Raw genomic sequence first — 19,760 nt, 5'->3', positions numbered from 1 at the left:
CTGTGGACCCGCCGCGAACGGCCTGTCCAGCGCTGAGCGCTGCAGGCACAGACGCTCTAGCCGATCGCCTCTCCATCCGGCGGAGCATCCTGGTGTGCCCACATGTAAAGCGCCAGCCAGGACCGATAGGGTTTGAAACGCTCAGCCGTGCGCAGGGTCTTGCGGCGCTTCGAGGTCAGGGCCTCCAGCGCCTTACGCGCCGCCAGGTCTCCGTCCGGCCAGATATCCTCCTCGCCGAAATAAAACATGTTCATCATGTCTGCCGTCCATTGTCCTACGCCCCAGAGCTGGGTCAGGCGCGCCGCGCGCTCGGGAGCAGCAACAACCGCGAGAGCATCCCGTTCCAGCCCCGCGTCCAGATGCGCCCGGGCAATGCCCTGGATGGTCTTGGCTTTCGAATTGGACAGGCCGCAGCCGCGCAACGCATCATGCGAGCAGCCGGCGAAATGCTCGATCAGGTCCGCGCCTTCGGCACCGGCGACGACGCGGCTCCAGATGCTCTGCGCCGCCTTGACCGAGATTTGCTGGCCGGAGATCGCGCGGCAGAGATATTCCGGAAAGGCCACATCATCGCGGCGCGGAAACTCCAGCGGTCCGAGGCGTATCAAGGCAGCATGAAGGTCCGGCGCAAAGGGCTCGGCGGCTTCAAGCAGATGCGTGTGGACTAGCTCGTGGGACATCGGACCGGTCGCGCTGCGCGCATGGGCCGCACAGGCTTGCAAACATTATTCATGGAGGAGCTCAATTCAGCATGATATGCGCGATGTATGCAATCGGCCTCGAACCCGCGTCCGTCTTTCCTCGCCCAGACCCTCCTGGTTCTGGCGCTGCTGGCTGCCGGTACTCATGCGATGATCCCGAAAGGCTACATGCTCGATCGCAGCGCCGATACCGGCCAGGTCTCGGTTGTCTTCTGCTCCGCCGGCATGGGCACTCAAGTGCGGATGATGGATCTGCAGACCGGTGAATTCACTTCCGCGGCCGAACTCCCCGAATCCGGCGGCTCCAACCTGTGTGCCCTGACAGTTGCCGGGCTGGGCGATGCGGCCTTCCCGGTGGACGGCCTGCTGCGCGCGCCGGAACTGCAGATCGAGCAGCGCCGCGCCGCCGACCTGCACCTGGTCCTCGCCCGGTCACCGGAACTGACCCGGCCACCTGGTCGTGCTCCTCCCGCACGTCTCTGATCTTCTCTTGTTGTATTGTTGGCTCGCACTCGCTGCGGGCTGACGCTGATTGATCAGATTGCCGTTGATGACGGCTGTAACGGAGTCCAGCCATGACCCGCCATTTCCTCGTATCCACGAGCGCCCTCGCCCTGTTTGCAGCCCCGGCTGCGGCCGACCACCCGCTGGTCGACATCATCACCATCCATTCCCACACCACCGTGCATGACACGACTGAGGTGTTGTCGCCGGAGACCCTACCGCCCAATGCCGGTCCGGATCCGGCAGCCCTGATCGCGCGCCTGCCCGGTGCCGCAGCTATCGGCAATGGCGCCCTGTCGGGACAGCTTCAGTATCGCGGCATGTTCGGCTCGCGGATCAATATCCGCATCGACGGGCATGCCTTTGCCTCGGGCGGTCCCAATCTGATGGACCCGCCGCTGCACTATGCCCCCCTGCCCCTGGTCGAACGCTTCGAACTGGATCGCGGCCTGTCGCCGGTCAGCGCCGGACCGGGCCTGGGCGGCGGTCTCAATGCGGTGCTGAAACGCTCCGAGTTCGGTGACAGCGCAGACTTTGTGTCGGAGCTCGACTGGAGCCTGGGCGCGCGCTCGGTCGATGAAAGCTATTCCGCTGGCGGCCTGACCGCCATCGCCAATGAAAACTGGCGCGTCCATGCCCTCTATTCGATCGAGAATGGCGGCGATGTGGAGACGCCGCGCGGGACGCTGGTCGGGACCGAGCATAATCGCCTTGTCTATGGTGTCGGTGCTGGCTGGCGCTCCGGTGCGCACGAGATTTCCCTCGATCTGCGCCGCAGTGAAACCGGGGAAACCGGCAATCCGCCCTTCGCCATGGATATCCGCTTTTTCGACACGGATATCGCCCGCCTCGCCTACACGCTTGATCTCGGAGACACCGAGGTGCGGCTGCATGCGGGCTACAGCGATGTCGACCATGCGATGACGAATTTCCACCTGCGCCCGGCACCACCGGCCATGCGCCAGCGCGAAACCTTCGCCTATGCCACCAGCCGCAGCCTGGGCGCCGAGGTCGAGATGGACGCCATGGGCGGCCGCCTGACCCTCGGTGCGGACCGGTCGCGCTCGGATCACGATGTGACCATCACCAACCCGAACAATCCCGATTTCTTCCTCAACAGCTTCGCCGACATCGACGTCAAGCGCACCGGTGTCTTCGTCGAGTGGACGGGCCAAGGCCCGCTCGGCTGGTCTTCGGAGATGGGGATCCGGATCGATTCCCACGACGCCATGGGCGCACCGGCCAGTACCGGAACGGCGGTTCCGATGGGCCCGTCCATGCTCGCCACGGGCTATAATAACAGCGACCGCAATTGGAGTGACGGCACGATCGACGCCGCCGGCCGCTTCTGGCGCGAGCTGTCGGACACACTCACCGCACGCTTTGCCCTCGCCCACAAATCCCGTGTCCCGGGCTATGTCGAGCGTTTCGCCTGGCTGCCGACCCCGGCCTCGGGCGGTCTGGCCGACGGCAATACCTATGTCGGTGATCGCGACCTGGTCCCGGAAACCGCCTGGATCGCGGAAGCCGGTTTCGATTGGCAGCATGACCGCGCCTATGCCCGCCCCACCGTGTACTGGCGCGAGATCGACAATTACATCCAGGGTGTACCCTTCGATGATACGCCGGGTGTGATCAATTCTCCGGTCGAGATGGTCTCGAGCATGAATGGCGATCCGACGCCTCTGCGTTTCGGCAATGTCGACGCGCGCATCTATGGCCTCGATGTCGATTTCGGATATCGCCTGAGTGATCACTGGCACCTTGATGGTGTGGTCAGCTGGGTCCGCGGCGAGCGCCGCGATATCGACGACAATCTCTATCGCATCGCCCCGCCCTCCCTGCGCCTGGGAGCCACTTACGAGACCGGCGACTGGTACGCCACGCTGGAAGGTCTGATGGTCGGCGAGCAGGATCGCATCTCGGCCTCCAATTCCGAGCAGGCCACGGATGGCTATGCCATCGCCAATGCCTATGCCGGCTGGGCAATCGGCGACGGCATTACGCTGGCACTGAGCGCGGAAAATCTGCTGGACGAGGACTATGAGCAGCATCTGGCGGGCTATAACCGCAATGCCGCCTCTGTAGTCGGTCTGGGCGAGCGCCTGCCCGGCTCGGGCCGCTCGATCGGCCTGCGCCTCAGCATCCAGCGCTAGGGCTCAGCCCTCATCCTTCAGCGGGAAGCACATGCTGGCCCGCAAACCGGGGCCCCGGCCGTCGACAGAGACGCCGGGGCCTTCGCCCAGCTCGAAACGGCCATGATGCACATCGACAATCGCCTGCACCAGCGACAGGCCGAGGCCTGAGCCCGGCAGGGTACGCGAATTGTCCAGCCGCACGAAGCGCTGGGTCACGCGCGACCGGTCCTCATCGGGAATGCCCGGCCCGGTATCGGTGACCGAAAACTCCGCCCGGCCCTCGCCATTCTTGCGCAGACGCAAGGTCACGGCACCGCCATCGGGCGTGTATTTCACGGCATTGTCGAGAATATTGGCCAGCGCCTGGGAGAGCAGTCCGCGATCGCCCATCACGATCATGCCGCGCTCGATCTCGCTGGCAAAGCCCAGCCCCTCATCCTCGCAGACCGGCTCGTAGAGCTCGGCCAGATCCGCGGCAATATCGGCCGGGTCGATCGGCTGGATGGATTTGCGGCTCTCACCGGATTCCAGTCGCGACAGGGACAGGATGGCGTTGAAGATGCCGAGCAATTCATCGGTATCGCTGATGGCGCGCTCCAGCGTCTGCTCGCGCGCTTCCAGATCGCCATCCTCGCGCAAGGCTTCATCAAGCCGGCTGCGCATGCGCGTCAGCGGCGTGCGCAGGTCATGGGCGATACTGTCTCCGGTCTGGCGCATGCGGTGCATCAGCGCTTCGACGCGGTCGAGCATGTCATTGAAATTCTCCGACAGCTCGTCAAGCTCGTCGCCGGTATGATTGCGCGGCGCACGCTGCTTGAGGTCACCGGAGCGGACCGACCGGGCGACGTCATTGATCAGGTCGAGGCGGCGCACGAAACGGCGCGAGATGAAGATGCCACCGGCAACACCCAGCGCCAGGGCCAGGGCCGAGGCGGCCAGGATGGTGTTGAACATCCTGTCGACGAGCGAGCTCTCCTCATCGACATCGACACCGACAAACAGCTTGTAGCCCGAGGGCAGATCGATAATGCGGCCGCGCGCCGTGCGGTCATCCTTCTCGCTGTCCTCTGTGCCCAGCACGCGCGGTCGGCGATAGGTGAACTGGACCCGTCCCTCATCATCCGCCTGGGCATCGGGCAGGCCGGTGATCAGATTGCCTGACAGGCTGCGGCCATTGGGATTGACCAGCAGGTAGAGATAATCCGCCCCGCCGCCGACGGTGCGCTGCAGAATATAGCGATTGATGGCGCGGATACCGCCGGCGTCGAAGCGCTCGGACAGGGTCGCGACCTCTTCATTCACCACCGCATCGGCACGCCGCAGCATCATCCCCGCCGAAGCCGCGTAGACAAAGGCGAGGATGACGAAGCTGGACAGGGCGAACAGGGCTGCCGACAGGAGGGTTTGCCGGAAAGCCGTCGTCCGCAGGATGGCGGGAAGACGGGTCTGCACGCTGATCTAGGCCTGCAGACGGTAGCCGGCGCCACGCACCGTGTGCAGCAATGCACGCGGGAAGGGCTTGTCGATCTTCGACCGCAGACGCGAGATATGCACGTCGATGACATTGGTCTGGGGGTCGAAATGATAATCCCAGACTTTCTCCAGCAGCATGGTGCGGGTCACGACCTGGCCGGAATGCTTCATGAGAAATTCCAGCAGGCGGAATTCGCGCGGTTGCAGCAGGATTTCTTCTTCGCCACGAACCACCGTGCGGGCCAGGAGATCCATTTCCAGATCCCCGACCACCAGCTTGGTGCGGACCGTTTCCGGATCGCGGCGACGGGCCAGGGCCTCGACGCGGGCGAGAAGCTCGGCGAAGGCATAGGGCTTGACCAGATAGTCATCGCCACCGGCCTTGAGACCCTCAACGCGGTCATCGACCTCGCCCAGCGCAGACAGGATGAGCACCGGGGTGCGGTCATCATCATCGCGCAGGGTTTCGATCATGGTCAGACCGTCCATGCGCGGCATCATGCGATCAACCACGAGGATGTCGTATTCCGCGGCCCGGGCCATTTCCAGGCCCTCTTCACCGTCGGCGGCATGGTCGGCGACATGGCCACTCTCGCGCAGGCCCTTGCGGATATAGCTGGCCGCCTCGCGATCGTCTTCAACAATGAGAATGCGCACCCTCGTCTCTCCTTCTTATTCGTTCTCGTCGAGCTGCATGGCGACATAACGCTGGCCGCCACGGCCCTCGACCAGAAGCAGGATGGCGGAACGGCCATCGCGGGCGGCTTCATCCACCGCCGCCTGGAATGCATCGATGGAACCGACGGCATCACCGCCCGCTTCCAGAACGACATCACCGCGCATCAGCCCCTTGCGGTTGGCTTCACTGCCCGGAGCAACGCTTTCAACCACCAGGCCGACCTGGTCATCCGCCAGGCCACGGGCCTCGCGAACCTCGTCGGTCAGCGCCATCATGCGCATACCGAACATCACGACTTCGGTTTCCGCCTGCTGGCGGCTTTGCATCTGGTTCAGCGCGTTTTCGTCCGGACGATCGGAGAGCTCGGCGCGAACCGTGATCTCGCGGCCCTCGCGCACGACCCGAAAACGGATCCGGTCACCTGCATTGAACTGGCCGATCCGGCGCGTCAGGTCACGCGAGCCTTCAACCGCCTCGCCATTGACTTCGAGAATGACGTCGCGGCGCTGGAAACCGGCTTCATCGGCCGGCCCACCGGCGACGATGGAGCTAATGATGGCGCCTACCGGCTCATCCAGGCCTTCAGCCTCGGCAATATCCTCGGTGACATTCTGGATTGAAACACCCAGCCAGCCGCGCGACACGCGTCCGTCTTCGATCAGCTCGTCAACGATACGGGCCGCCACATCAGACGGAATGGCAAAACCGATCCCGACATTGCCGCCGGTCGGGGAGAAGATCTGGGAGTTCACGCCGACCACATTGCCTTCCAGGTCGAAGGTCGGACCACCGGAATTGCCCTGGTTGATGGGGGCATCGATCTGGATGAAATCATTATAGGTGGAGTTGCCGATCTCGCGGCCGGTCGCGGAAATGATACCCGCGGTCGCGGTGCCGCCGAGGCCGAAGGGATTGCCAACGGCGACGACCCAGTCACCGACGCGGTAGGCTGGATCACGATCCAGCGTCACAAACGGGAATGCAATGTCTTCATCGACCTTGAGCAGGGCCAGGTCGGTCTGCGGATCGGTTCCGAGCAGGGTTGCCGAATAGCTCTCGCCATCGCTGGTGCCGATGGTGATCTCCTGAGCCCCGCGCACCACGTGCTCATTGGTGACAATGTGACCTTCGGAGGAAATGAAGAAACCCGAACCCAGGCTCTGGCGCGGCCGCGTCTGCGGCGCTTGCCCGTCACCGCGGAACTGGCGTTCCAGCCATTCGCGGAACTGGCGCGGGTTTTCAAACTGCTGGTCCTCGGCCTGTTCGTCCGGCAACGTATTGGCCTGTATCGTCACCACGGACGGGCTCACGCTTTCGATCAGATCGGCAAAGGACATCGGCGCGCCATTGGGCACGGCCGCCGCAAATCGCGGCTCATCCTGAACGGCAAAAGCCGGGTTCGTGGCATTATCGACAAGGAACGCCGCAGAGGCGATGGCGAGGACCATGAGAGAGGCACCGCCAAGGCGGCCAAGACGCTGAATCGGCTTCATCTGTAGAAACGACCTTTCACTTCCAAACTGACGATAGATGTCGCAGGCGGACCTTATCCGCTGCCTGACCTCTACATTACAATAACATTACAAACGGTAACTTCCCGTTCATCTAGACAAATCGGGCTCAGGCTTCTTCCGTCCGGATCACGACAGGCGCGTTGAGGGTCCGATGAACCGGGCATTTGTCCGCGATTTCAAGGAGTTTGGCCCGCTGCCCGGAATCCAAATCCCCGTCGAAGGTGAAGCGGCGTTCAAAGATATCCACCTTCACCTCCTGGCCCTCGAGACAAGTCTCACAGTCCTCTGCGTGACCCTTGTTATGGGTCAGGCGCAGAGAGATTTTTTCCAGCGGCCAGCCCTTGTGATCGGCATACATGCGCACCGTCATCACCGAACACGTCCCCAGCGCCGCGGTGAGATAGCCATAGGGCGTCGGGCCATTATCCGTTCCGCCCACGCTTTCCGGTTCATCGGCCAGCATGACGTGATCATCGGCGATGACAAAATTCTCGAACTTGCCGCGCCCGGTCTCTTCGATCAGGACTTCACCGGATCGTCCGCGCGGCAGCGGCGGTAGCGGCTCGACCACAACATAGCGCTTTGCCCAGGCAGCAATGATATCGGCCGCATGCTCGGCATGCTCCAGCTGGGTCAGCAGGTGATCAGCACCGTCAAGGCTGACGAAATTCTTGGGATGCTTGGCCGCGACAAACAGCTTGGTCGCATTGTCGATACTGACCGTGCCATCGGTGGGCGCATGAGCGATCAACAGCGGACGCTTGAGCGTCGCGACCGCCTCTTCCAGCGACCGGCCTTTGATGTCGTCGAGAAACTGCTTCTTGATGGTGAAGGGACGCCCGGCCAGAGAAACTTTGGCAATACCGTCGCGATCGATATCTTCGAGATGGGCGTGGAATTGATGACCGACATGCTCGGCGTCGGCCGGCGCGCCAAGCGTCGCCACCGCCTTGACCGAGGGGAGTTGATGCGCCGCTGCGATTACCGCGGCACCGCCGAGGCTGTGGCCCACAAGAAGCGCGGGCGCTTCATATTCCGCCGCCAGAAACTCCCCGGCCTTCACCAGGTCCTCAATGTTGGAAGAGAAATTGGTGTTGGCGAAGTCGCCGTCGGACTGACCGAGCCCGGTGAAATCGAAGCGCAGCACGGCAATTCCCGACTGGGCCAGGCGCCGGGCAATGCGGTTGGCGGCAAAAATGTCTTTGGAACAGGAAAAGCAATGCGCGAAAATGGCGAAGGCATCCGCCTTGCCGGCCGGCCATTCCAGGCGGGCGGCGAGCTTTTCTCCCAGAGAACCGGTGAAGTCTACGCGTTGTGAACGGGCCATGCCTGTCTCCTTGTCTTGGGAAACAGCTAGTGACGCGACGGCAAAACGCAACTCATCTTGCGATGACGATCATGTCATCGCGAGCCGGGCTCATCCTCCTCGCCTTGCCAGGTTCCCGCTTCGCGCAGGGCTTCAGCCACCTCCGGCGGCATGTAGGTCTCGTCATGCTTGGCCAGCACAGTCTCTGCATTGAAGCGGCCATCCTGTGTCATGCGCCCTTCGGCAACGACCCCCTGCCCCTCGCGGAACAGGTCGGGAAGAATGCCGAAATAAGTCACGTCGACGCTTTCCGCACCATCGGTGATGACGAAGACAAATCCATCATCCTCGGCATCCCCGACCGAACCCTCGGCAACAAGACCGCCGACCCGGATACGCTCGCCGACAGCCGGCGGCTCGGAGGCGAGCTCGGAGGGGCTGTAGAAGAAAACAACCGCGTCGCGCAGGGCGAACAGGCCAAGGGCAACGGCCGCGACAAGAACAGTGCCGGCCGCGGCAATCGTGGCAAGGCGGCGATTACGATGACGCATCAGCGGATACTCCGGTACGGAAAATCAGGGAGAGATTATTGGCCGGCATGTCGACCCGTTCCAGTGAAACCAGACCGCTGCCTGCCATCAGAGCCTGGACATCGCTCAGGGCCCGCACGCCCCAGTCGGGATTGCGGGCCTTGAGATTGCGGTCAAAATCGAGATTGGACGGCGCGGTGGCCTCGCCCTCCTGGAAGGGACCATAGAAATAAACCAGCCCCTCTGGCCGATTGAGCATGTGTTCGGAGGCCTCAGCAATCGCCCGCGCCACATCCCAGGGCGCGATGTGGATCACATTCATCGACACGATCGCATCGAACGGCCCCAGCCCGTCCATCCAGCCCGGGCGGACCAGGTCAAGCGCCAGCGAGGGCTTCATGCGGCCGTCGAAATCTGACCCCCAGGCATCCTCGCTCAGACGCGAGGCCGAATCCGGATCACTTGGCTGCCAGACGACATCCTGGCGCAGCCCCAGTAGGGTCGCGGCGTGTTCGCCGGTACCCGAGCCGATCTCCAGCACCCAAGCCTGCGCCGGCAAAATGCGCGCCAGCACCTCGGCAATGGCGTGACGATTGCGCCCCGCACTGGGCGAAAACAGGCGATCCGCCTCATTGCGGCGGGCTTCCAATGCGGGAGGGGTCTCTCTGGGTGCGCTCATGGGCCTGAACTAGGCACTTGTGCGGCCGTGTGCAAGCGGACGCTATGCCGCGGCTGCATTACCCCGGCGGCGCAGCGTGGCGGCAACTTCGTCGGCATCTGCAATGGCAAGCAGGCGGGCCGTGATTTCCAGGCCTTCACGGGCCACATTGCGGTTCTGGCCCTCGCTTTCCGCGACCAGGTCGACCAGCAGTTCGCCGGCATCCTGCATGCGCGTCACCGCATCGGTCGAAATCCGCTTCTGCGAACTGGCAATCGCAGCGGCGGTCGCGTGCTCTCGGGCCTTGGTGGCGAAGTAGAGCAGACCTTCAGCCCGTTCGATGGCGCTGTCCGGCGGCAATTGCGCCGGGATGATGCGGCCGGACTTGCCGCGGCGCGGCTCCGGCAGGCCGGAATCAAGCGCCAGCGGAACCTTGGCGAGGATCTTCTCGACATGCATCGAGGCTTCAGCCCGCAACGAAAACAGCGACTGGCCCCAGCGGCCCGCCTTGCGGATTCCGAATTCCTGGGTCATGCCGACCGAATAATTGACGAATTTGTCGAACAGCGCGTAGGTCGCCTTGGCCTCTTCCAGCGTCGCCGGCGGCGATTGCAGGCGCGAGGCGAAATATCCGGTATCGGCCAGTACGGCATCACCGACCGCAGCCAGCTCGGTTTTGGAGACGACGAGGTCATCACCGCGCTTGCCGATCCGCTCGATGACCCGGAAAATCTCCCACGGGCGATCGAGCCGCCCCATGGTGATGATCAACACCCAGACCGCCGCGTCCGGCGCGGTTTCCATCATCTCGTCGTGAATTTTCTTCAGGCGCGTGCACAAATCCTCGTCGAGATCGAAAATCTTCGGCGGGATACGTGACATGGCCTGGTCGATGGCCTGGCTATTGCGCAGCAAAATGACGGCATCGCGCAGCATGGCGCCGCCATCACCGCTGAAGCGCTTGGCCAGGGCGGTCATGTCCTTGGGCACGCGCTCAGCCTTGTTGACAGCGTCTTCGAGCGCATCGGCGAGCTTGCCGCGGAATTCATACCAGATCGGTTCCGATGGCGGCTGTTTGCACTTCTTCGCCATCTCGATCGTTTCCTTGGCCAGCTGGCGACCGAGCCAGCCCCATACTTTCGAGATCTGCTCCGGGCTGAACCGGGCGCGCGAGGGCGGCGTGGTGGCCGGGTCGCCGACCAGCGGTTTCAGCGGAGCGAGCAGATAGCCCTTGGCCGCATCACCGGCGGGCTCCTGGATTGCGGTTTGCAATTCCTGGAAGACTTCAACGAGGCGTTTGGAACTGGGATCCGTGGCCGCCGCAGCCCGCGCCGAGGCCGCCAGCGCATCGCGCATGTGCGCGGGCATGCTGCGCCATAGCGCTTCCAGCTTTGCTCTTTGGGACGGCGAAAGTTTAGCCATGACGGGCCGTGAAACTCCGGATTACACGCCAGTTTCGGCCCAATAGGGTTAAGGATGATTTAGCGCGACGGGGCAGGCAATAAAACCTGGGCGCACAAGCCGCCCAGCCCGGAGCGTGAAAGCTCGACCTGACCGTCATAGGCCTTGGCCAGATCGGTGACGATCGACAGCCCCAGACCGGACCCGGGCGCCTGCTCATCGAGACGTACACCGCGCTGCAGGGCAGTCTCGCTCTCCTCATCGGTCAGGCCCGGCCCGTCATCCTCGATCAGGATTTCCAGCTCACGCTCGCCACTGCGCCGAGCCGTGATTCGGGCCTCGGAGGTGGCCCATTTACAGGCATTGTCGAGTAGATTGCCGATCATTTCCTCGAGATCCTGCCGTTCACCACGGAAAGTCACTTCGCCGGCCAGATCCGTTGTGATTGAGATGCCGCGGCGGGCGTAGATTTTCTCCAACGTGCGGGAGAGATCACCGATGACGGCGGACACATCGGTCCGGGCCCCGACCGCCTTGGCGTGGGCGGCAGCCCGTGCACGCCGCAAATGGTGATCCACCTGCTTGGCCATCACCCCGGTCTGGCGCTCGACAATATCCGCCAGCTCGCCTTCAGAGGCCCGGCTTTCATTGGTCAAAACGGCAATCGGGGTTTTCAGCGCATGGGCCAGATTACCGACATGGGTGCGCGAACGTTCCACCAGCTCGCGCGAATGGTCGAGCATGGCATTGAGCTCGTCAGCCAGCGGCTGCAATTCGTTGGGGAATTGACCATCAACGCGCTCCGCATGCCCCTCGCGCACCTCCGAGACGCTGTCACGCATGCGGATCACGGGCTCGAGGCCAATACGGACCTGGAAGAAGACGCCCGCGGCGATCGCCGCGGCGAAGCCAAGGAACATCAGGGCCGAGGTGATGGCGAAATTGCGCACTTCGCGGTCTGCAGGGCGCCGGTCCTCGGCGGCGAGCATGACCACGAAGTCGGGACGGTTCGGCAATTGCACCGCCTGCAGCACGACGCGCAGCGGCTCGCGGTCCGGGCCCTTGGTATCACTGGATATGATCTCGCCAGGCGCTGATCGGGCCCGCTCCAGGAGCGGTGGCGGCACGGCCAATTGCTCATCCCACAGCGAACGCGAAACGACCAGAACCCGGGCCGGCTCATCGCCGGCTAGGTCGAGAATTTCCCAGTAACGACCGGAGAAAACACGCGCATAGGCCGGGTCTGACGGGCGCCGGGCGAGCGCCACATCGCCGCCGGGATCGGTTTCCGCGGCCGCGACCAGGGCGCCGACCACACTGGTCAGCCGGTCATCCATGGTGCGCATGACATTGCGCTGATAGAGCACGGACAGCGCGATCGCGCCGAGCAGCAACAGGACCAACGCCCAGGCAGCTGCCCCGGCGAAAAGACGAAAGGCGAGCGAGCCCGTCCGCCTCACGAAACCGGTCGTGCCACCGGATCGACCAGCCGGTAGCCGAGCCCGCGCACGGTCTCGATCCGGTCAGACCCGATCTTCTTGCGCAAACGCCCGACAAAGACCTCGATCGTATTGCTGTCGCGGTCGAAGTCCTGATCGTAGATATGCTCGACCAGCTCGGTCCGCGAAATCACCCGGTCCTGGTGGTGGGCGAGGTAGCTGAGCATGCGAAACTCGTGCGACGTCACCTTGACCGGTGCACCCTCGATGAAGACGCGGGCACCGCGCGTATCGATGCTCAGGCCCCCGCACTCGATCGTCGAGGAGGAGTGACCGGCGGCGCGGCGGGTCAGGGCCCGCAGTCGCGCCAGCAATTCCTCGGTATGGAACGGCTTGGTCAGATAATCATCAGCGCCGGCATCAAAGCCTGCGACCTTTTCCGACCAGCGATCCCGCGCCGTCAGAATCAGTACCGGGAAATCGCGTCCGTCCGAGCGCCAGCGCTCCAGCACGGTCACACCGTCAAGCTTGGGCAAGCCGAGATCGAGCACGACGACGTCATACGGCTCGGTATCACCGAGAAAATGACCATCCTCACCGTCCAGGGCGACATCCACGGCATAGCCGGAGTCTTCCAGGGCACGGCCAAGCTGGCGGCTCAGATCCGAATCGTCTTCGACAATAAGTGCGCGCATCTTATCTCCCTAGCCTCTCGATAATACGCGACCCGTCCGCGCATCCAATACCACATCGATACGCCGGCCATTATCGACCATAACCTTGACGACAAAGCGCGGTTCGCGATCACGGACCAGCTCGACATCAAGGATATCGCCATTGGGATACATGTCGCGCACAATGGCACGAGCCCGGCGCGCGGGGATGGTTTCCCCGCTTTGGCGGCTACGACGGGCCTCGCCGGCAGTGAAGCGTTCGCTCTGGCTGGCAAAGGCCAGCATGGCACTGACCGGCCCGGACGCCTGGGCGGCGGCCGGAGCACTGATTCCTGCGACAAGCGCTGTGATGATGACCAGTTTTCTCAACATGACACACACATTTACCGACCGCCGCTGAACCCGGCCTGAACGACACCCTAACGGATGCTTGCGCTCAGGACTGCAAGCCCTTGCGCGGATTATAACCACTCGGCGGTGACCAGGTCTGCAGGAATTCCTGCAAGGCCTCGTCCCGCTCAGGCAGCGCCACCATCAAACGGATGATCTGATCGCCGCGCTTGCCCCCGCTTCCCGCAAATCCCTTGCCACGCAGCCGCAGAAGACCGCCGCTGGATGCACCGGCGGGCACGCGGACATCGACCATGCCGTCAATCGTGGGGACACGGACCTTGGCACCAAGGGCCGCCTCCTTGAGCGTGATTGGCAGATCGAGGCGCACATCCTGGCCATCGCGAGAGAAGAATTTGTGTTCAGCGACGGTAATCTCGATCAGCACATCACCGGGCTGACCACCAACGCGCGAGGGATGCCCCTGGCCGCGCAGGCGCAGCACCTGGCCTTCCGCCGCACCGGCCGGCACGGCGACATCGACAGAGCGGCCGCCGGGCAGGACCACCCGGTGCTTGCCACCCTGGGCCGCCTGCATGAAATCGAGCTTGAGGCTCTGTCGCACATCCTCGCCCTTGGACCGCTGCTGCTGTTGTTGCTGCTGCCCGGCCCCGCCCCCAAAATCGGTGAACAGGTCGGAGAAGATATCCTCGAACCCGCGGCCGCCGCCGGTACGGGTCTGGCGGAAATTGAAAGGTCCGCGCTGACCGCCCATACCGGCACCGCCCATGCCCGCGCCCATGCCCGGCTGGTATTGCGATCCGAAACCGGCACGCGCTGCGGTGTCATAATCGGCCCGCTTGTCCGGATCGGACAGCAGGTTGAAGGCGGCAGAGACCTGTTTGAATTTCTCTTCAGCAGCCTTGTCGCCCGGATTGGCATCCGGATGCAGCGCCTTGGCCAGCTTGCGATAGGCCTTGCGGATTTCATCCTGGGAGGCGGATTTGCTCACGCCAAGCGTCTTGTAAGGGTCTTCCATGCACAGGGTCCGTCGGGCGGTTTGACCTCATGCATGTAAGCGTCTTCGCGCCGATCGCAAAGGCCGCCCTCACAGCGTGATGTCAGCGCGCGCGCTCAGCCCGGCTCCGCTGTCACGGGAGATCTGCGCAACATGGATCGTCAAGACCGTGCCCGCCCCGCCCGCCAGGGCTGTCAGTGTGCTCACATCCGACTGCCAGGCCGGGGTCGTCACCCGCTGGCGCAGCACCTCGCCCTGCGATCGCGAAACACGGACCTCATAGAGCTCTTCCGCCTCGCCCAGGGGCACGTCTTCTACGCCCCAGTGATCGCCCCCGATCCGCGTGCACCGGATCCAGCGGGCCCGCACCTCATCGGCGGACCGGGAGAGACGCAAATGCACGGGCGCATGACATCGCGCACCCCGGCGACGGGAGACAACCGGCTCGATCGCCGCGTTTTGCACGCTGCTCGCCGCCGGCCAGGCCCGCACACTCAGGTCAATACCGGTTTCGTGTGCGGCCAGGGACAGCGTTGCCAAGGCCCCGTCGAGGAGCACAAGGCGCGCGCCCACCTTGGCGCCCGCGGCGACCGAGCCGGCCTGCCCGCGCAATAACCCGCTCAACCGGTAACACTGCTCGGCCACCAGCTCGGCCCGGGCGAAATCCATCACCTCCCACTCGCCGCCCGCCTGCTCGATAGCCAGGCGATTCTTGCCGGCGAACACATCTCGCCGGGCCCGGCTTTCAAGCCGGCCCTCATACACACAGACCTCCAGCGAGCCCGCCTCATCCCAATAGCCCACAGGGCCCGGCGCCAGATCGGTGAGCAGCTCACCCATGATAGCCCGCTGGTCGCACTGGCCACGAGCCTCGAAAACCGCCCCGTCAGTTGAGACTGCCAGCTCGACCGGCGCCGACCAGGGACGGCCATGGACAGCAGCCAGCAGCCCGTCCGGATGGCGATTGAGCAGGAGCAGAACCGGTCGCGCCGGCGGCATCAGGGGGCCGGTGGCGGTGCCGGCTTCACTACCAGCCAGCCTCGGTGTCTCCGCCTGCCAAGGCACGAGGTGGGCCTGCCGCTCTGTCCCGCCCTGCAGGGCCTCAATGCGATAATCCTGTCCCGCAAACCCGACCTTGTCGCCCGGCATCAGGGCCAGGGCGGACGGCGGCAGCGTGATGATGACCGATCCGCCGGACGAGCGCTGGCGGGCAAAATGCTGCTCGGCCCAGCGCTGGGCCAGGGAGGGGTCCGCCAGCACCGGGGCAGAAATGATATCAACGCCCGACGCGCCGACGGCCTGGCGCGCGCTGGCCACCGCGGGCGCGTAATCCGCACTGTCATCGAGATGATAGAGACGGGTATCGCGGCTTTGATCCTCTGCAGCGGGGTAATGCACCTGAAAATCTCCGGCATCGCCGGCCTGCCGATCATGGATTTGAAACGACCCGTCAAAACGGCCCGCGGACCGCACCACCAGGCCCTGCGGCCCCTCGATGACTGACAGGCCTAACAGATTGACCAGCGGCGCCAGCGCGTCGCGACCGGTCCCGGCCTGGGCCAGCACATAGCCCGAGACGAGATCATCCAGCGCCTCGACATCCAGCGCGCTCACCTCGCATTGTCCGGCGATGTCGCTGACGATCCGAGCCACCGGCACCAGACCGGCTCGACCATTGAGCCAATGGCCCAGGCGCCAGTTTCCGCCATCAGCCCACACGGTTTGCCGAGCCGGGAAGTCCGGCCAGGGCCGTGCATCAAAGGCCAAGACATGCACCCAATCAGCTTCCACCATCGGCCCGTCATAAAGCGAGGAGAGCGGATTATGCGCGCCGCTTTGCGACCAATGCGACAGCAAGGCCTCCAGGCCCCGGCGCTGGATCAGGTCATCGCGCTCACCGCTGGAAAAATGCGGCAAGGCACTCTCGGTGCTTTTCGGATCGAAGAAGACATTGGGCTGATTGGCGCCCTTGTCCGCCGCCGGCAGCCCGATCCGTCACACCAGGCGATTTCAAACTGCGGCCCGCGCAGACTGTCCGGGTCTTCCGCGGAAAACGCCTGGGCGACAGCCCCGTTAGGCCAGACCAGGCGGCGGCGGCTGACCTCATAGCGCGGGCGCTCGTCCGGCGGCCCGACACCCAGCAAACCCGACTCGCCATCAATCATCACCTCGCGCGTATCCGCAAAGGCCGGCCCGACAAGCGCCACACGGCGGCGACCGGCCTTGACCTGGGCGCGGACCCATTCCGCGCCGGCGCGGGTCTTGCCCGCCCCGCGCCCGCCCAGGAAGAGCCAGATCAGCCAGTCGCCAGCGGGCGGTTTCTGGGCGTCACTCCTCTGCTCGCTCCAGTCGTAGAGCAGCCGGATCTGCTGCGCGGTCGACTGGGCTCGCACCCAGCGATTTCTGGTCTTGCGCGGCAGCGAGGCGATCAAGGCGAGCGATGAGTTCAGCGGCGGGATCGCCAGCATCTCCGACGACTTGCATCCGGCCCGCCTCGACCGCGTTAGTCTTCCTGCCATTTAGAGCCACTAATCCCTCCAGATCGCGCGCGGCTTTCGCCGCCAAAGTTATGCGGCGCAAGAGCGCATCGGCTGTCTTGCCCTGGCCTTTATCCATGGCGGCCCGGGCCAGGATAAGCTGGCGCCTCAGGGAGACGGACATATCCTGCGCCAGGCTCCACTCGGCCGCACGCAGCCCCTCGCGGAGACGGCGCTGGACATAGTCCAGCTCCCGCCCGGTCTCGGCGGCAATCGCCTCAGCCGAGGTTTTGCCCTCAATGCTTTGCAGCACATAATCATCCCACTGCGCCGAGCTCACCATCGCCCTGCCCCATTTCCGGCCATAGCCAAATATAGCCGGGCGGCGTGTCAGCCGGATTGTTTGTGGCAAGTGACTGGAAAGGGCCCAGGTTTGACGGGACAGGCGGGTCTCTATCCCCGCTCACTGCGCGTCATCACCCTCGCCGGCGTCTAAAAACTGGGACAGACACAATTAATCCGGAAAATGTGTCTGTCCTGGTTTATCGGGACAACTCGACTGGACGATAGAAACTAGGGTTTAGCTTGCCTCGAGAGGGCGTGTAGATGCGAAAAAAGACCGGCGATGTCGTGGAGTTTTCTCTACCGGACGGGGGATTTGCCTATGCGAAAATACTCAAGTCCCCGCTTGTTGCATTTTACGATTGTATCACTGCTGAGCGCGTGCCTCTTGCAGACGTTACAAGCGCCAAGACTGCCTTTTCCGTGTGGGTCATGGACGAAGCTGTGAATTCCAAGGCCTGGAAAAAAATTGGCACTACCGCGCTTACCGAAGATGATCTTCGAGAGAGACTGTTTTTCTCACGAGATATGATAAGCAAAGATTATGTCCTTCACGATGACTTCGGTACCGCACCCGCTTCAAAGGAAGATTGCATAGGTCTTGAAGTGGCTGCAATTTGGTCCAAGAAGCAGATCGAGGAGCGGCTCTCTCACCACAGGCGGGGTGAAAGCTCCCCAATTCTTCGGCGCCATCAAGAGATGCTCAGCGAGCACTGGGACTTCCCATCCAGAAAATGATCCGTCGCCGCGCTTGAATAAACGGGAACACGAAAAAACTGGGACAGACACATTTCCTGTCCGGTGACATCAATAAATGCGTCTGTCCCAGTTATTCGGAGGGGGTGTTTTGCGGAACTTATCAATAAAGCTGGTGTTCATCATCGCATTGAGCCTCGGTGCTTGCGGAGTGGCTGAGTTCTCCGTTGACTCAATAATTGACGAAGCGCGCCACGAACTGGAAGCAATACATTCTCAATCTCCGGACTGGAGAACAAGTCGAATGTATTTTAGTTCAGAATCAGATTCGATTTCACGCGAGGAAGCTTTTGAAATCGCAGGTGAATGTGCACCAATGGATTTCGTTCTTGATGAATCGCAGAGTGAGATACGTGAACGTGAAATAGTTAGGGTGTTTTTCGTTTGCCGGGCGGCTGAACATTGGGTGATTTACCAAAGATATTTGTCAGCTGATCTTCGCGAAGGGTACAACGCGATGATTGTTTGCGAAGCCGAAAATTGCGATGGTTATCCTGAGCGGCATTTTAGCTTGGGATGACTATTGTTAGTCCCCAGTAAAAACGGGGACAGACACATTTTCCTGCCCGGCTGCATCATTAAATGTGTCTGTCCCCGTTTATTACGGGCAGCTAGTCGGCCTCACCCTCACCAGGCCATTCAACGATGTGCTCCTCCCAGTCGATCTGGTCGAGCTTCTCGTCGGGTACGGAGACGGTCTGGCCGATGACGGACATGCCGGCCTTGTGGGTCGACATCGGGTCGCCGGTGACCAGCGGGTGCCAGTCATAGAGGTCCTTGCCTTCAGCGAGCAGGCGGTAAGCGCAGGTTTTCGGGATCCAGGGCAGGGTGTGCACGCTCTCAGGCGTCAGCACGACACAGTCGGGGACCTTGGCCTTGCGGTTCGTGTAATCCTTGCAGCGGCAGGTCTCGCCATCAAACAGCTTGCAGGCGATGTCGGTTTCCAGGCGCAGGCCGGTATCCTCGTCCTCGAGCTTGACCAGGCAGCACTTCCCGCACCCGTCGCACAGTGACTCCCACTCATCCTTGCTCATCTCAGAGAGAGTTTTCATCTTCCAGAAAGGCCGTGACATGAAGGATCGCCTGATTTTCGCCGCTTTCGCGGAGCCTTAGACGGTGTGGCGGGGCGCGGCAAGGGATGCTGGCCCGCGCGCGGGGACAACAGGAATGAGCATGGAGCCCTACCGGGCCGATCATATGATGGAGCGGCAGCGCCGCGAACGCCGCAATCGCCTGATTGCCGGCGCCATTGCCGGTGCGGTGCTCTTTTTCGGCATTATTGTCTCCGGCTCGCTCTGGCACTGGGCTTTCCACGACCTGCCCGACACGCCGCAAACCGCCGCGGAACTGTGGTCGACGCGGCGTGAACCGTCCGTGACCTTGCAGGACAGGAATGGCGAGGTGCTGGCCGTGCGCGGGCCGCTCTATGCCCGCGCCGTGGCGCTCGATGCACTTCCCGCGCATGTCCCCAACGCCTTCCTGGCCATTGAGGACCAGCGCTTTTTCGAGCATGGCGGGGTCGATTATCGCGGCCTGATGCGGGCCGTGTGGACCAATATCGGTGCGGGCCGCTCACTGCAGGGCGGCTCGACCATCACCATGCAATTGGTGAAAAACCTGATCCTGAGCCCGGAACGCCGCCTGCGCCGCAAGCTGCAGGAAATCCGCATCGCCTGGACGCTGGAAGACCAGCTCTCCAAGACCGAGATCCTCGAGCTTTATCTCAACCGCATCTATCTCGGCGCCCGCGCCTATGGCGTGGAGGCTGCGGCGCAGCGCTATTTCGGTAAATCCTCGACCCAGCTCAGCCTGGCCGAGGC

At 63.1% G+C, this 19,760-nt stretch carries 20 protein-coding genes and 1 pseudogene; 5 read left to right on the top strand and 16 right to left on the bottom strand.

Features of this window, described 5'->3' with window-relative positions; genetic code table 11:
- Positions 1-56: 56 nt before the first annotated feature.
- A complete protein-coding gene (locus tag Q1V51_RS06260; RefSeq protein WP_300554294.1) occupies positions 57-680 on the bottom strand; it encodes a DNA-3-methyladenine glycosylase 2 family protein in 624 nt (207 codons plus the stop codon).
- Between the two features lie 87 nt (positions 681-767).
- Between Q1V51_RS06260 and Q1V51_RS06255 the strand changes: the two genes are divergently transcribed.
- The gene (locus Q1V51_RS06255; RefSeq protein ID WP_300554293.1) at positions 768-1,184 is read left to right on the top strand and encodes a hypothetical protein; all 417 of its coding nucleotides are present in this window, start codon (positions 768-770) and stop codon (positions 1,182-1,184) included.
- A gap of 92 nt (positions 1,185-1,276) precedes the next feature.
- Complete coding sequence (locus tag Q1V51_RS06250; RefSeq protein ID WP_300554290.1) at positions 1,277-3,361, top strand: TonB-dependent receptor; 2,085 nt, start codon at positions 1,277-1,279, stop codon at positions 3,359-3,361.
- 3 nt (positions 3,362-3,364) lie between these two features.
- Here Q1V51_RS06250 and Q1V51_RS06245 read toward each other — a convergent pair whose 3' ends face one another.
- The 14 genes and pseudogenes from Q1V51_RS06245 to Q1V51_RS06180 form a co-directional block, all read right to left on the bottom strand.
- A complete protein-coding gene (locus tag Q1V51_RS06245; RefSeq protein ID WP_300554288.1) occupies positions 3,365-4,795 on the bottom strand; it encodes a HAMP domain-containing sensor histidine kinase in 1,431 nt (476 codons plus the stop codon).
- A gap of 6 nt (positions 4,796-4,801) precedes the next feature.
- Positions 4,802-5,473 (bottom strand): response regulator transcription factor, encoded by a 672-nt coding sequence (locus tag Q1V51_RS06240; protein ID WP_300554286.1) that lies wholly within the window; start codon positions 5,471-5,473, stop codon positions 4,802-4,804.
- Positions 5,474-5,488: 15 nt separating this feature from the next.
- Entirely contained in the window at positions 5,489-6,988 is a 1,500-nt protein-coding gene (locus Q1V51_RS06235) for a Do family serine endopeptidase (protein ID WP_300554284.1), read from the bottom strand.
- 127 nt (positions 6,989-7,115) lie between these two features.
- The gene (locus Q1V51_RS06230; RefSeq protein ID WP_300554282.1) at positions 7,116-8,336 is read right to left on the bottom strand and encodes a bifunctional alpha/beta hydrolase/OsmC family protein; all 1,221 of its coding nucleotides are present in this window, start codon (positions 8,334-8,336) and stop codon (positions 7,116-7,118) included.
- Positions 8,337-8,410: 74 nt separating this feature from the next.
- Positions 8,411-8,866, bottom strand: a complete 456-nt coding sequence (gene ccmE, locus Q1V51_RS06225) for a cytochrome c maturation protein CcmE (protein ID WP_300554280.1) — start codon at positions 8,864-8,866, stop codon at positions 8,411-8,413.
- Positions 8,853-9,524: a DUF938 domain-containing protein gene (locus tag Q1V51_RS06220; RefSeq protein WP_300554277.1), complete on the bottom strand. Its 672-nt coding sequence runs from the start codon at positions 9,522-9,524 to the stop codon at positions 8,853-8,855. The genes ccmE and Q1V51_RS06220 overlap by 14 nt, the downstream gene beginning before the upstream one ends.
- A 42-nt stretch (positions 9,525-9,566) precedes the next feature.
- Positions 9,567-10,925, bottom strand: coding sequence for a hypothetical protein (locus Q1V51_RS06215; RefSeq protein ID WP_300554274.1), 1,359 nt, complete (start codon positions 10,923-10,925; stop codon positions 9,567-9,569).
- Between the two features lie 59 nt (positions 10,926-10,984).
- The gene (locus Q1V51_RS06210; RefSeq protein ID WP_300554272.1) at positions 10,985-12,364 is read right to left on the bottom strand and encodes an ATP-binding protein; all 1,380 of its coding nucleotides are present in this window, start codon (positions 12,362-12,364) and stop codon (positions 10,985-10,987) included.
- On the bottom strand, positions 12,361-13,038 hold the full coding sequence (locus Q1V51_RS06205; protein WP_300554269.1) for a response regulator transcription factor: 678 nt from the start codon (positions 13,036-13,038) through the stop codon (positions 12,361-12,363). The genes Q1V51_RS06210 and Q1V51_RS06205 overlap by 4 nt, the downstream gene beginning before the upstream one ends.
- A 9-nt stretch (positions 13,039-13,047) precedes the next feature.
- Positions 13,048-13,389: a PepSY domain-containing protein gene (locus tag Q1V51_RS06200; protein WP_300554267.1), complete on the bottom strand. Its 342-nt coding sequence runs from the start codon at positions 13,387-13,389 to the stop codon at positions 13,048-13,050.
- A 64-nt stretch (positions 13,390-13,453) separates the two neighbouring features.
- The gene (locus Q1V51_RS06195) at positions 13,454-14,386 is read right to left on the bottom strand and encodes a DnaJ C-terminal domain-containing protein (protein WP_300554266.1); all 933 of its coding nucleotides are present in this window, start codon (positions 14,384-14,386) and stop codon (positions 13,454-13,456) included.
- 69 nt (positions 14,387-14,455) lie between these two features.
- Complete coding sequence (locus Q1V51_RS06190) at positions 14,456-16,351, bottom strand: glycoside hydrolase TIM-barrel-like domain-containing protein (RefSeq protein WP_300554414.1); 1,896 nt, start codon at positions 16,349-16,351, stop codon at positions 14,456-14,458.
- Positions 16,352-16,359: 8 nt separating this feature from the next.
- Positions 16,360-16,731: pseudogene (locus Q1V51_RS06185) on the bottom strand (terminase family protein); the annotation flags it as partial.
- Positions 16,694-17,185 carry a hypothetical protein gene (locus Q1V51_RS06180; RefSeq protein ID WP_300554260.1) on the bottom strand — a complete coding sequence of 164 codons (492 nt, stop codon included), beginning with the start codon at positions 17,183-17,185 and terminating at the stop codon, positions 16,694-16,696. The gene Q1V51_RS06180 and the pseudogene Q1V51_RS06185, both read right to left, overlap by 38 nt.
- 263 nt (positions 17,186-17,448) lie before the next feature.
- Between Q1V51_RS06180 and Q1V51_RS06175 the strand changes: the two genes are divergently transcribed.
- Entirely contained in the window at positions 17,449-17,922 is a 474-nt protein-coding gene (locus tag Q1V51_RS06175; RefSeq protein ID WP_300554257.1) for an immunity 26/phosphotriesterase HocA family protein, read from the top strand.
- Positions 17,923-17,998: 76 nt separating this feature from the next.
- Positions 17,999-18,460: a hypothetical protein gene (locus Q1V51_RS06170; protein ID WP_300554254.1), complete on the top strand. Its 462-nt coding sequence runs from the start codon at positions 17,999-18,001 to the stop codon at positions 18,458-18,460.
- 91 nt (positions 18,461-18,551) lie between these two features.
- Here Q1V51_RS06170 and Q1V51_RS06165 read toward each other — a convergent pair whose 3' ends face one another.
- On the bottom strand, positions 18,552-19,013 hold the full coding sequence (locus Q1V51_RS06165; protein ID WP_300554251.1) for a YcgN family cysteine cluster protein: 462 nt from the start codon (positions 19,011-19,013) through the stop codon (positions 18,552-18,554).
- 94 nt (positions 19,014-19,107) lie between these two features.
- On the opposite strand from Q1V51_RS06165, the gene Q1V51_RS06160 reads away from it, so the two are divergent.
- Positions 19,108-19,760, top strand: a 653-nt coding sequence (locus Q1V51_RS06160) for a biosynthetic peptidoglycan transglycosylase (protein ID WP_300554248.1), incomplete at its 3' end; no start/stop codon positions are given.

The organism is Maricaulis sp., assembly GCF_030149235.1.
GTDB lineage: Bacteria > Pseudomonadota > Alphaproteobacteria > Caulobacterales > Maricaulaceae > Maricaulis.
Note: the sequence above shows the minus strand (reverse complement) of the source record. Positions and strands in the feature narration are given on the sequence as shown.